We start from the raw sequence: 12,675 nt of genomic DNA, 5'->3' as shown, positions 1-12,675 counted from the left end.
CCTCACAAGAACATCAGGAAGTAGAGCAGCACCACATTGACCAATAACAGTAGCACACCGGTTGGCACCTGAGCCTTGATCACCGCGTTGCGGTCCGGCAACTCCAACAGGCGCGCTGGCACGATGTTAAAGTTCGCGGCCATTGGCGTCATTAGGGTGCCGCAATAGCCCGAGAACATACCAATCGCCGCCATCACCGCCGGATTGCCGCCGTGTTGCAGCACCAGAATCGGGATGCCGATGCCGGCGGTGACAATCGGAAACGCGGCAAACGCATTACCCATCACCATGGTCAGCAATGCCATACCAATCGCATACACTGCTACCGCCACCAGCCGATTATCCACCGCCAGATACTGTTCGGTAAGATGTGAAATCGCGGTGCCAACGCCAGCGCTGGTGAACAGCAGGCCAAGCGTGGCAAGAATCTGCGGCAGAATAAATGCCCAACCGACCGCATCCAGCAAGCGACGGGTTTCCTGCATCGATTGCAGCGGTTTTTCATGGGTGAACTTGAGCGCGATCAGCCAACCCAGCACACAACCCACCATCATCGAGAACAACGTCACTAAGGTAGAGTGATTGCCCGGACCAAACACCTTTTCCTGCAAACCTGGGATGTGATTAAACGCCAGCACGCCGATTACCGTCACCAGCGGAATCGCCAGCGCTGGCAAGAACAGTTTGTTGTGCAGACGTTTGGCGCTTTCCTGCTTCTGCTCGTCGCTGCGTTGATGGTAGCTGCCTAAACGCACGCCGCCGAAACCGGCGATTAGCGCCATCAACACCACGGCGATCCCGACACCGATATGTAACCAACGACGCCCCACTTCAGCATCGCCCGCCCATTGTCCCATTAGCTGATAGGCGCCATCGCCAATCAGGAAAATCAGGCCATACAGCGCCCAGAACAAACCGGTGGTAAAACGGCGCGGGTTGGCGCTATCACGCCATGAAAGCAGCGCGACAATCAGCAGGATCACGCCTGCCAGCCACATCAAATATTGTTGCTGAAACATTATTTGCCATCCTTAGCGTTCAACGCCTGCTGATTGATGGCACCCAACTCACGCGCTAATTGGCGATCAAGACGCACCAGTCGCGCCGAATGGATCAGGAAAGCACAGAGTGCGGTCGGAATGCCCCACAGCGCGATATGCAGCGGTTCGGTGCTGATACCGGCCGATTCCTGCATAAAGTTGTGCATAAAGATGATCGCGCCAAACGCGACAAAGATATCTTCACCAAAGAACAAACCGACATTGTCTGTCGCAGCCGACATGGCGCGCAGACGATGACGCACTTCCGGCGGCACCTCGCCGTAACGGTTTTCCGTGGCACCTTCCGCCATCGGGGCCAGCAATGGACGCACCATTTGCGGATGTCCGCCGAGGCTGGTTAAGCCCAGCGCCGCCGTGGCTTCGCGCACAAACAGATAGACGATTAACAAACGGCCAGCGGTGGCGGTTTTGATTTGGGCGATCCAGCTCTGTGCGCGTTCTTTCAAACCGTGGCGCTCCAGCAAGCCGATCACCGCCAGCGGCAGCAACAGAATCAGTGGCAGATTGCGGGTGTTAAGGAAGCCTGAGCCGAGTTTTTCCAGAATGTCGGTCAGCGGCAGATGTGCCGCCAAGCCGGTGACGAAGCCGGCCACAATCACCACCAGCACCGGGTTAAAGCGCAGTACAAAACCCAGAATAATGGCGGCGATACCCAGCAGCGGCCAGAGATTTACCACGTTGTCCATATGTCCCCTCGTGAGATAGAAAAAGCCCGGCGACGTGCCGGGCAATCATTCAATTGTTATGCGCTGGTGACCGCAATCTGATGTGTCGCAAAAGCGGTGCGCAGCGTGCGGGCAAATTGCAGCGCGTGTGCGCCGTCGCCATGTAAACACACGGTTTCGGCGTTGACGTTGACCCATTCGCCGCTGATGCTCTGCACCTGGCGCTGCTGCACCATGGTTAAGGTTTGTGCCAGCGCCAGATCGGCGTCCTCAATCATCGCCTGCGGCTGGCTGCGTGGCACCAACGCGCCGTTTGGCAGATAGCCGCGATCGGCAAACACCTCTTCGCGCGTGCGCAAACCGTGATGTGCCGCGGCCGCAATTGATGCGCTGCCCGCTAGGCCGACTAAAATCAATCCGCTATCCACCGCTTTGACCGCGCGCGCAATCGCATCTGCCAATTGCGCATCGCCCGCTGCCTGGTTGTACAACATGCCGTGCGGTTTGACGTGGACTAATCGTTCCCCTTCGCTTTCAGCGATACTTTTCAGCGCGCCAATTTGGTAGATCATCTGCGCATACACCGTTTCTGGCGGCAGTTGCATCGCGGTGCGGCCAAAATTTTCACGATCGGGAAAGCTCGGATGCGCACCAATCGCCACGCCAGACGCTTTCGCCCAGCGCACCGATTGCAGCATGGTTTGCGCATCGCCAGCGTGAAAACCGCAGGCGATATTGGCTGAACTAACCAGCGTCAGCAGTTCCTGATCGCTGGCGCTGCCTTCTCCAAGATCGGCGTTAAGATCAATCTTCATGTGCTAATCCCCAGGCGATTTGGTCGAATGAGCGTTGCTGATGCTGCTTGGCATGCAGCGCCTCTTCCAACGTGCAGTGGATAAAGTGAATCGGTTCGCCAAGGCGGATTTGCGCCAGATGATAAAGATCGGCTTCGATGATGCAGGCGATGCGCGGATAGCCGCCGGTGGTTTGCGCATCCGCCATTAACACAATTGGTTGACCGTTCGGTGGCACTTGCACCACGCCCGGCACCAAACCGTGCGATAGCAGATCGCGTGTCGCATCGCGCGACAATTGGCGTCCCTGCAAGCGATAACCCATACGATTACTTTGCGGGCTGAGTTTCCACGGACTGCGCCAGAAACCTTGCTGCGCTTCACGGGTAAATTCGTTGTATTCCGGGCCAGCTAAAGCGCGGATGCGGTTGCCCCACAACAACTGGCGTACACCGGCTTTGTCTTTGAAATCATGCGTTGGCTCGCCCAACGGTAATGGGTCGCCATCCTGCAATTTACGTCCCTGCCAGCCGCCAAATGCCGCTTTGAGATCGGTGCTGGCGGAACCGAGCATGTCCGGCACGGCAAACCCGCCATTTATCGCCAGATAGCTGCGCATGCCGCGCGTTGGCGTGGCGAGCGTCAACACTTGCCCTTTTTTCACCGGCAAACGCCAGCCGGTCCACACCGATTTGCCATCCAAATCGGCATTACAACCTGCGCCAGTCAAGGCAAACCAACCGTCGCGGGTAAACTGCGCTTTAAACTGGCCGAGCACGATTTCCAGCACCGCGCTCTGCTCCGGATTGCCCACCAGCATATTGGCGGTGCGCATCGCTGGTTGATCCAGTGCGCCACCGACGCTGATACCAAATTGTCGCCAGCCGGTGCGGCCTTGATCCTGGATGGAGGTCATCATTCCGGCGCGTAATATTTTCAACATACGCCCTCCTTTTGCGGCACAAAACGCACGCTATCGCCGGGGCGTAACAAGGTTGGCGGTTGCTGTAGCGGATCAAACAAGCTCAGCGGTGTGTGACCAATCAACTGCCAGCCGCCAGGGGCCGCCAGCGGATAAATGCCAGTTTGACTGCCGCCAATGCCAACTGAACCATTCGGCACCAACACGCGCGGTTCGGCGCGGCGCGGCGTATGCAAACGCTCATCCAGGCCACCGAGATACGGGAATCCCGGCTGGAAGCCGATAAAATAGACCACGTAATCGATGCTGCTGTGCAGTTCCACCACTTGCTGTGGCGTCATGCTGGCGCGATCGGCCACCACGGACAAATCCGGTCCGCCTGCGCCACCGTACACCACCGGGATTTCTACCCGACGGGATTCAGGCAATTGGGCTTCGCTCTCTTCCCACCATTGTTGCAGGCGTTCAATCGCGTCCAGCGCCTTCAACTGCGGATCGCGCAGCAACAAAGTCAGGTTGTTCATGCCCGGAATCACTTCCTCAACCTGCTCATTGTGTTGCAGTCGCTGGCACAATCCCCAGATACGCTGCTGGCTGGCCAACGAAACCGGCGGCTCCAGTTCCAGCACCACTGCGCGTTCACCTAGCAGATAACAACGTGCTCGTTGCAAAAACCACCTCCTGGTCATGAACACAGGCGCGCATCCGCGTTTTGCCTGTGTCGTAGGAACGCCATTCATGGCGATCAAATGTGACGCTTATGCGTAAAGGCAATAAGTTATGCGAAAGTGACAGAGATGTGTCAACAGATTTGCGCCCTTAACGCAGGTTAAGGGCGTGAGAGAAGTGTAATTAAGCGGGATTATCGATATCGATAAAAGTCACATCAAGACCATGCTGGGCTGCCAACCATTCGCCCAACGCTTTAATACCGCCGCGCTCAGTCGCATGATGCCCGGCAGCAAAGAAGTGCAGACCTTGTTCGCGCGCGCTATGAATGGTTTGCTCAGAGACTTCACCGGTAATAAACGCATCAACGCCAAATGCAGCTGCGCTATCGATAAAGCCCTGGCCACCGCCGCTGCACCAGGCAACGCGTTTAATCAGCGCTGGCGCATTATCACCACAATGCAGCGGCGTGCGACCTAAACGCTGGGCAATCTTCAGCGCAAACGCTGCGCCGCTCAGCGGTTCTGTCAATTCGCCCCACGGCACCAGCGGCTGAATTTCACCTTTAACATCAATATCAAACAGGCGTGCCAGTTGTGCGTTATTGCCCAACTGCGGATGCGCATCCAGCGGCAAATGCCAGCCGTACAGGTTAATGTCATTCGCCAACAGCGTGCGCAGACGCTGGCGCTTCATGCCTTTGATCACCGGCGCTTCGCTTTTCCAGAAGTAACCATGGTGCACCAAAATCGCATCGGCGTTGCGTTTCACGGCTTCATCCAGCAAAGCCTGACAAGCGGTAACGCCGGTGATCACGGTGTTCACCTCGGCGCGCCCTTCCACCTGCAAACCATTCGGCGCATAGTCGCTAAATGCACTGTTGTTCAGTTGCTGATTAACGATCTGTTCTAATTCGATATTGTTCATTACGGCTCCCTGACCGCCTCAAGCCGCGCTGCGAGCGCGCTCAAAGGCGTCTAATGTCTTTTTACGTGCGTCCTTATGTTCCACGATTGGCGCAGGATAATCGAGTTTCTTATTATTTTTCTCGGCCCATGCCTGCGGTTGATGGATTTCGCTGTCCGGCACATCTTTCAGTTCAGGTAGCCATTGGCGGATGAACTCGCCTTGTTTATCAAAGCGCTCGCCTTGCGTGGTGGGATTGAAGATACGGAAATAAGGCGCGGCATCGGTGCCCGTTGACGCAGCCCATTGCCAGCCGCCGTTATTGGCCGCCAGATCGCCATCGATCAGCTGCTGCATGAAATAACGCTCGCCTTCACGCCAATCGATCAACAAATCTTTCACCAGGAAGCTGGCGGTAATCATGCGCAGTCGATTGTGCATCCAGCCCAATGTGTTGAGCTGTCGCATCGCTGCATCAACAATCGGATAACCGGTTTTTCCCTGCTGCCACGCGGTTAAGTGCTCTTTGCTACTTTGCCAGCGCACATTGCGTGTCCAATCAACAAACGGCTGATGCTTGCACAGTGCTGGAAACGCCACCATCAAATGACGATAAAACTCGCGCCAAATCAGTTCGTTCAGCCAGGTGAAGGCTTTGCCCGCATCCAGCGCGTCGGGATGCTCTTTCAAAATACGATGCAAACACTGGCGCGGCGATAGAACGCCAATCGCCAGATACGCCGATAAGCGACTTGTTCCATCGATGGCCGGTAAATCACGCTGATCGGGATAATGTTGCACCGCCTGCTTTGCGAAATGGCGCAATTGTTTTAAGGCCGCGTCTTCACCCGCAGGGAACCAGCTTTCATCAAACTTTTCGCTGGGATAATCAAAATCAGGAATCTTTTTCGCAATACCAATCGGCGCATCAGCGCGGGCTTTTGGCGCGTGATGGCACTCCGGCAAGCCTTGATGCAAACGGCGCACAAAAGCTTTACTGAAAGGCGTGAACACTTTGAACATGGTGTGGCTACCGGTTTGGACGCTGCCGGGCGGCAACAATAAGCTGTCGTCAAATCCCTGACAAATCACCCCTTGCGCATCCAGGCGCTTTTCGGCTGCGGCATCACGCTCGCGTTCGTTGATTTCATATTGATAATTGTAATACAGCTCATCTACCTGATGCTGCTGGCAAAATTCCGCCAGATAATCCACTGACGCGGCAAAATCATCACATTGCTGGTAATGCAATGGAATGCCTCGTTCGGCCAGTGATGCCTGCAATAAACGCAAGTTTTGCTGAATAAATGCCGCCTGCTTCGGCGACATATGATGTTGCTGCCACTGTTTCGGCGTGGCGATAAATAGCGCCAAAATGTTGGCTTTAGTGTCGCGGCAGGCGGCGGCCAGCGCCATGTTGTCATTGATGCGCAAATCATTGCGCAACCAAACTAAATGGGTGGTCATAAAGCTCCGAATTATTGCCCGTAGCGCAAACGCAGCGCTTCTGGATAAGGATCAAAGTAGCGCTGCTGTGCCAGCCACGGATGTGGGAACTCCGCCATGTAATGTTTCAGCATGGTGATTGGCGCGAGCAATGGCTGCACGCCGCGACGATAGCGATCGATTAACTGCGCCAATTCCTGACGCTGCGGCGAGCTCAGTTGCGGGCGGAAGTATCCTTGTACGTGCATTAACACATTGGTGTGATTGCGACGCGAAGCCTGATGCGACATTAAATGCATCAGGCGATTGCGATATTCAGTAGCGTAATCATCCAACGAATCCCACTGATCCATCGCCGCCACAAAACGCCCCATTTCGCGGTATTCATCTTGCGCATGCGACAGCAGCAGCAGTTTGTAACGACTGTGAAACGCCATCAATTTGTGGCGCGACAACCCGCTGCGCCACATCTCATTAAACTCATGCAATGCATATACGCGCCCCATGAAGTTTTCGCGAATGGCGTCATCATGCAGTCGACCATCCTCTTCCAGCGGCAGCCACGGCAGCTCTTTTTGCAGAAATGCGGTGAACATGCCGGTGCCAGCTTTGCGATTGTCATTAGTTTTAGGCTGATAAACGCGCACACGTTCCAGGCCACAGCTCGGTGATTTGGCACACAGAATGTAGCCGCACAGATGATGCAGCGATTTGACGCGCTCGGCTGACCAGCGCTGCATTTCATCGGTGACTTCTTCACCGCCGTCTTTGCTGAAACAGAGGTGGATATTGTCATCGCCCTCTTTCACCAGGCGTAGAGCTGGGCGCGGCGTGGGCAAACCAATCGCCATTTCCGGGCACACCGGTTCGAAGCGCACATATGGCACGAGTTCGTCTGTGGCGAAGGAAAAACGTTTGTGGCCGCCATCGAATCGGACATTATCCCCGAGCAGGCAAGCGCTGATACCGACAGGAATTTTCTCGCTCATACTTGTACAACCTCAAAAATCTTGTAGAGGTTTTAAGTGTAGCTGAAATGAGAGGGGATAACAGCGGGGCCAAAGCGAGAAGCAATAAAAAACCCAGCGCTTCATGGGAAGTAGCCGGGTTTTTTATTGCTGTAAAGCGATTACCAGTGAATGCCAGCCGTGGCTTCTGACTGCGCTAACCAAACTGGTTTAGTGCTGGTTTTGCACCATACGCGATGCAGATAACTGTAAAAACGAGCGCGATCCTGGCGGAATAACATCACTGGCAGCGCCAGCAAACCGATTAATACCACCAGCACACGGCGCAGCACGATTTTATAGAGTGGATATGCCTGATACATCTTTTGCCTCCCTCGTGGTAAATATTGCGTTGAAATGTGATCTACCGCAGATATTACGCCTGGCTGTGTAATTTTACTACTCATCCGACCACTAATTTTGCGCTTTTTTTCACCTTTTTGTGCACTGATGAAAGTTAGTTACATAAATGTAAATTCTAAGATCTCGTTAGGTTAAAAACATCATCGCGGACGGCGTGACGCTTTATTGCTAAAGTGGTGCGTTGACTTTTTTGCCGCTGGAGGCAGCGTGACCACCATCTTGATTGTTGAAGATGAAAAAGAGATCCGCCGTTTCGTGCGCCTGGCGCTGGAAAGCGAAGGTCTGAAAATTGTTGAAGCGGAACAGTTGCAGCGCGGCTTGATTGAAGCCGCCACGCGTAAGCCGGATTTGGTGATCCTCGATCTCGGTTTGCCGGACGGTGATGGCAATGATTTTATTCGCGAAGTGCGTCAATGGAGCAGCATGCCGGTGATTGTACTGTCAGCGCGCAGTGATGAGCAGGATAAGATTGATGCGCTGGATGCCGGTGCGGATGATTATCTCACCAAGCCGTTTGGCATCGGTGAATTGCTGGCGCGCGTGCGGGTGGCGCTGCGTCGTCATCAACGTGAGCAGCCAGAACCGATAGTGAAGTTTGGCGAAGTGAGTGTGGATTTAGCGGCGCGACGTGTGCTGCGTAATGAACAAGAAGTGCATCTGACACCGACCGAATTTCGCTTGCTGAGTTTGCTGCTGAATAATGCAGGAAAAGTGCTGACGCAACGTCAGTTACTTAATCAGGTTTGGGGACCGAACGCGGTCGAACACAGCCATTATTTGCGCATCTATATGGGGCATTTGCGGCAGAAACTGGAAGCGAATCCCACTCAGCCCAGCCATTTGCTGACAGAAACCGGCATTGGCTATCGTTTTATGCCATAAAAAAAGGCCGCTAAGCGGCCTTTTCTGTTCGCAGTGCGATTAGGCGTTTTTCAGCACTTCACTAACAATCTCAACCGCTTCTTTCTCGATCTGCTGACGATGTTCAGCGCCGAGGAAACTTTCACAGTAGATTTTGTAAGCGTCTTCAGTGCCTGAAGGACGCGCAGCAAACCAGCCGTTTTCCGTCATCACTTTCAAACCACCGATTGACGCGCCATTGCCTGGCGCAGCGGTCAGACGTGCGGTAATCGGATCGCCCGCCAGCGTGTCAGCGCTGACCATCTCTGGCGACAGCTTCGACAGCGCGGCTTTCTGCGCGGACGTTGCTGGTGCTTGCAGACGGTTGTAGCTTGGCGCACCGAAGCGCTCGGCCAATTCGTCGTAATGCTGCTGAGGATTCTTGCCAGTCACCGCGGTGATCTCTGCCGCGAGCAGGCACAGAATGATGCCGTCTTTATCGGTTGACCAGGCTGAGCCATCGAAACGCAGGAAGGATGCGCCCGCGCTCTCTTCGCCGCCGAAGCCAAAGCTGCCATCGAACAAGCCATCAACAAACCATTTGAAGCCAACCGGCACTTCCACCAGCTTGCGACCAATGTCGTTAACTACGCGGTCGATCATGGCGCTGGATACCAGCGTTTTACCGACGGCAACATCTTTGCCCCACTGCGGGCGATGTTGGAACAGGTAGTTGATCGCGACAGCCAGATAGTGGTTAGGATTCATCAAACCGGCTGGCGTAACAATGCCGTGGCGGTCGTAATCAGGATCGTTACCGAAGGCCAGATCGAATTTGTCTTTATAGGCCAGCAAACCGGCCATCGCGCATTCCGAAGAGCAGTCCATACGCACCACACCATCTTTATCCAGATGCATGAAGCGGAAAGTCTGATCGATAGCATCGTTAACGATGGTCAGATCCAGCTTGTAGTGTTCAGCGATGCGCTGCCAGTAAGCGATACCTGAACCGCCTAATGGATCGACGCCAATTTTCAGGCCAGCTTTCTGAATGGCCGGGAAGTCGATCACCTGCGCCAGACCTTCAACGTACGGCTGAATCAGATCCTTCTCAACAATGTGGCCGCTCGCCCAAGCTTGATCCAGCGGCAGACGTTTCACGTCTTTCAGCTCGCCTTTGATCAGCTGGTTAGCGCGATCTTCTACCACTTTGGTGACGTTGGTATCTGCTGGACCACCGTTTGGCGGATTGTATTTAATCCCGCCATCTTCCGGAGGGTTGTGCGAAGGCGTGATCACGATGCCGTCCGCCTGCGCGCCGCCGCGTTTGTTGTGCTCAAGAATGGCGTTTGAGATGGCAGGCGTTGGCGTGTAGCCGTTGTCCTGCTGCACAATCACATCAACACCGTTCGCCGCCAGTACTTCCAGCACTGACAGAATCGCCGGTTCAGACAGCGCGTGCGTGTCTTTACCGACGTAGCACGGACCGGTGATGCCATTCTTTTTGCGCTCTTCAGCAATCGCCTGCGCAATCGCCAAAATGTGCTGTTCGTTGAAGCTTTGGCGTCCCGCGCTGCCGCGGTGGCCTGAAGTGCCAAATTTCACCGCATGATCCGCATTGGCCACATCGGGCTTCAGGACGTAATACTGCGAGGTTAATTGTGCAACGTTAATCAAATCGCTCTGCTGAGCAGGCTGCCCAGCACGGGGGTGATTGGCCATTGGCGCTTCTCCCTGACGCTTCAGTTAAATGGTGCCGCGAACTTTCTCTGTCAGTTCCTGAGGGAACTGCATAGCCAACATGATGTGTTCCACCATGCTGCATTTGCGACCTGTATTGGTATTGGTGATCACCCAGTACGGCGTGCCGGGAACATGCTTCGGCTTGGTATGGGTGCCATTTTGCAGCAGCGTATGCTCATCACCCGCAAAGTAAACGCGGGTACGGCCCTGCAACGAGGCAGTGGCTTCAGCAAATGCTGCTGGATCAAGACGATAGAGCGTTGACAATACCAGCATGAAGCGGTTAACCGCCTTATTCTGCTCGGCATATTCATCGGAAAGCAGCAGTTCACGCACCGCACGCACGCGATCCTGAGGACGCGCTTCACGGCTGGCAGGTTGTGCTTCTTTCACTGATGCACCCACGGCAGGCGCAGCAGGTGCGCTTTGACCGGCGGTGAACTTCAACATGCGGCGCAAAATATCAGAGGCGCTTTCACCAATGTGCTGCGTGTGGCTGGCAATATAACGGTAGAGTTCTTCGTCAACTTCAATCGTTTTCATCTTTTTCCGTACGATTCTGGCAAATGACAGAACCACGCATTAATGCAACGGCTTTAGCAAAATTCAGCTGTGCAAAACGTGAGCGGGCTCTAACATAAGGATTATAAAGTTAAATCCGTGGCAGCCGATAGCGTTGGCAACGTTTCCGGGCAAAAGTCGGAATATGCCCTAATGCCCACCGGCCTGACTGCTGGACAGGTGAATCCATGATAACCTAAGCCAAGGTCACAACCGTAAGAACTTTAGCCATGATTTTGAACGCCCGTCTGCAAACTGAACAATCTCCCGCAAATGCCACGCCCATTCTGTTAATTCATGGCCTTTTCGGCAGCCTCGATAACCTTGGCGTGCTAGCACGCGGTGTGCGCGATGCACGTCCGACGTTGCAAGTTGATGTGCGCAACCACGGTTTATCTGAACGTAGTGAAGTGATGAATTACGCCGCCATGGCACAGGATATCGTCGAGACATTAGATGCGCACGATATCGAGCGTGCCAGCGTGATCGGCCATTCGATGGGCGGCAAGATCGCCATGGCGCTTAGCGCGATTGCTCCGCAACGCATCGAAAAAATGGTGATGATCGATATCGCACCCGTCGATTATCAAACCCGTCGCCACGATGAAATTTTTGCCGCCATTCGCGCGGTGAGCGCAGCAGGCGTAACGCGTCGCAGTGAAGCCGCTGAAGTGATGCGTCAGCATATTGATGAGGAAGGCGTAATCCAGTTCATCCTCAAATCGTTTGCCGACGACGAATGGCGCTTTAATGTGCCGGTGTTGTGGGACAACTACAGCACCATTTCAGGCTGGCAAGAGGTGCCGGCCTGGCCGCATCCGGCGTTGTTTATTCGCGGCGGCGATTCGCCTTATCTGGATAATCAGCATCGCGACGCCCTGCTTCGCCAGTTCCCGCAAGCGCATGCCCACGTGATCAGCGGCGCGGGACATTGGGTGCACGCCGAGAAACCTGATGCGGTTTTGCGCGCGGTTCGACGCTTTTTTAACCTGTAAAAGCAAAAGCTTGCTGTCTATGCTTTAGGGTTGGCGTCAGGGAAGGCGCTGGAGTATGATGTCGCGCTAAAAATTTGCCGCGGATATTTTCGCCGCGGTCGGGCCGATAATGTATTAATCGCGCAGCGCCTTTCCGCCGTTCGCGCCCACTCAGTTTTACAAATCATGGCAAAAGAACAAACAGACCGTACAACGCTTGATCTCTTCGCAGACGAGCGGCGTCCTGGTCGCCCGAAAACCAGCCCGCTGACGCGCGATGAACAATTGCGTATCAACAAACGTAATCAGCTCAAGCGCGATAAAGTGCGTGGGCTGCGTCGTGTCGAGCTGAAGATGTCCAGCGAGGCGGTTGATGCGCTGAGCACGCTGGCAGATCAGCAAAACATCAGCCGTAGCGAATTGATTGAACAAATGCTGCTGGCGCAGCTCAAACTGTCGTAAAGCGCGCAGACCGCACGCAGGAACAAATGTCTTGGCTTTACAAGTTCCGCGCTTTTTCCCGGTCTGCTATTATTCGCATATCTGTGCAGTCAATTGACTGACTTCCACACTCAGGATTTAAGAGGCTACCTAACTCATGGCAATCGTAGGCATTTTCTTCGGCAGCGATACCGGCAACACTGAAAACATTGCAAAAATGATCCAGAAACAACTGGGTAAAGATGTCGCCGAAGTGCATGACATTGCTAAGAGCACCAAAGAA

15 protein-coding genes are annotated in these 12,675 nt (G+C 54.4%); 4 read left to right on the top strand and 11 right to left on the bottom strand.

Annotation, left to right across the window (positions count from 1 at the left end):
* Window positions 1–2 precede the first annotated feature (2 nt).
* The 9 genes from ABDW13_RS18535 to ABDW13_RS18495 all read right to left on the bottom strand — a co-directional run bounded on the left by ABDW13_RS18535 (window position 3) and on the right by ABDW13_RS18495 (window position 7,793).
* Complete coding sequence (locus ABDW13_RS18535; RefSeq protein WP_343554031.1) at window positions 3–1,019, bottom strand: DUF979 domain-containing protein; 1,017 nt, start codon at window positions 1,017–1,019, stop codon at window positions 3–5.
* Window positions 1,019–1,747, bottom strand: a complete 729-nt coding sequence (locus tag ABDW13_RS18530) for a DUF969 domain-containing protein (protein WP_343554030.1) — start codon at window positions 1,745–1,747, stop codon at window positions 1,019–1,021. Before ABDW13_RS18530 ends, ABDW13_RS18535 begins: the two co-directional genes overlap by 1 nt.
* 56 nt (window positions 1,748–1,803) lie before the next feature.
* Window positions 1,804–2,541 (bottom strand): 5-oxoprolinase subunit PxpA, encoded by a 738-nt coding sequence (gene pxpA / locus ABDW13_RS18525; RefSeq protein WP_343554029.1) that lies wholly within the window; start codon window positions 2,539–2,541, stop codon window positions 1,804–1,806.
* The gene (gene pxpC, locus ABDW13_RS18520; RefSeq protein WP_343554028.1) at window positions 2,531–3,463 is read right to left on the bottom strand and encodes a 5-oxoprolinase subunit PxpC; all 933 of its coding nucleotides are present in this window, start codon (window positions 3,461–3,463) and stop codon (window positions 2,531–2,533) included. Before pxpC ends, pxpA begins: the two co-directional genes overlap by 11 nt.
* A complete protein-coding gene (gene pxpB, locus ABDW13_RS18515; RefSeq protein WP_343554027.1) occupies window positions 3,457–4,113 on the bottom strand; it encodes a 5-oxoprolinase subunit PxpB in 657 nt (218 codons plus the stop codon). Before pxpB ends, pxpC begins: the two co-directional genes overlap by 7 nt.
* 181 nt (window positions 4,114–4,294) lie before the next feature.
* Entirely contained in the window at window positions 4,295–5,038 is a 744-nt protein-coding gene (locus ABDW13_RS18510) for a type 2 GTP cyclohydrolase I (protein ID WP_343554026.1), read from the bottom strand.
* An 18-nt stretch (window positions 5,039–5,056) separates the two neighbouring features.
* Entirely contained in the window at window positions 5,057–6,484 is a 1,428-nt protein-coding gene (gene phrB / locus ABDW13_RS18505; RefSeq protein ID WP_343554025.1) for a deoxyribodipyrimidine photo-lyase, read from the bottom strand.
* 11 nt (window positions 6,485–6,495) lie between these two features.
* Complete coding sequence (locus tag ABDW13_RS18500) at window positions 6,496–7,452, bottom strand: 2-thiouracil desulfurase family protein (protein WP_343554024.1); 957 nt, start codon at window positions 7,450–7,452, stop codon at window positions 6,496–6,498.
* Between the two features lie 140 nt (window positions 7,453–7,592).
* Window positions 7,593–7,793, bottom strand: coding sequence for a YbfA family protein (locus ABDW13_RS18495; RefSeq protein ID WP_343554023.1), 201 nt, complete (start codon window positions 7,791–7,793; stop codon window positions 7,593–7,595).
* Window positions 7,794–8,040: 247 nt separating this feature from the next.
* Between ABDW13_RS18495 and kdpE the strand changes: the two genes are divergently transcribed.
* Window positions 8,041–8,715, top strand: a complete 675-nt coding sequence (gene kdpE, locus ABDW13_RS18490) for a two-component system response regulator KdpE (RefSeq protein ID WP_343554022.1) — start codon at window positions 8,041–8,043, stop codon at window positions 8,713–8,715.
* A 39-nt stretch (window positions 8,716–8,754) separates the two neighbouring features.
* Here the strand turns inward: kdpE and pgm are convergent, their stop codons facing one another.
* Window positions 8,755–10,395: a phosphoglucomutase (alpha-D-glucose-1,6-bisphosphate-dependent) gene (gene pgm, locus ABDW13_RS18485; RefSeq protein ID WP_343554021.1), complete on the bottom strand. Its 1,641-nt coding sequence runs from the start codon at window positions 10,393–10,395 to the stop codon at window positions 8,755–8,757.
* A 24-nt stretch (window positions 10,396–10,419) separates the two neighbouring features.
* Window positions 10,420–10,959 (bottom strand): replication initiation negative regulator SeqA, encoded by a 540-nt coding sequence (seqA, locus tag ABDW13_RS18480; protein WP_343554020.1) that lies wholly within the window; start codon window positions 10,957–10,959, stop codon window positions 10,420–10,422.
* Between the two features lie 248 nt (window positions 10,960–11,207).
* Between seqA and ybfF the strand changes: the two genes are divergently transcribed.
* The 3 genes from ybfF to ABDW13_RS18465 form a co-directional block, all read left to right on the top strand.
* Window positions 11,208–11,972: an esterase gene (gene ybfF / locus ABDW13_RS18475; RefSeq protein ID WP_343554019.1), complete on the top strand. Its 765-nt coding sequence runs from the start codon at window positions 11,208–11,210 to the stop codon at window positions 11,970–11,972.
* 165 nt (window positions 11,973–12,137) lie between these two features.
* Window positions 12,138–12,413, top strand: a complete 276-nt coding sequence (ybfE, locus tag ABDW13_RS18470) for a LexA regulated protein (RefSeq protein ID WP_007890670.1) — start codon at window positions 12,138–12,140, stop codon at window positions 12,411–12,413.
* Window positions 12,414–12,549: 136 nt separating this feature from the next.
* Window positions 12,550–12,675 (top strand): flavodoxin domain-containing protein (locus tag ABDW13_RS18465; RefSeq protein ID WP_343554049.1); only part of this gene is annotated, 126 nt, incomplete at its 3' end.

The organism is Pantoea sp. (assembly GCF_039594315.1).
Taxonomy (GTDB): Bacteria; Pseudomonadota; Gammaproteobacteria; order Enterobacterales; family Enterobacteriaceae; genus Pantoea.
Note: the sequence above shows the minus strand (reverse complement) of the source record. Positions and strands in the feature narration are given on the sequence as shown.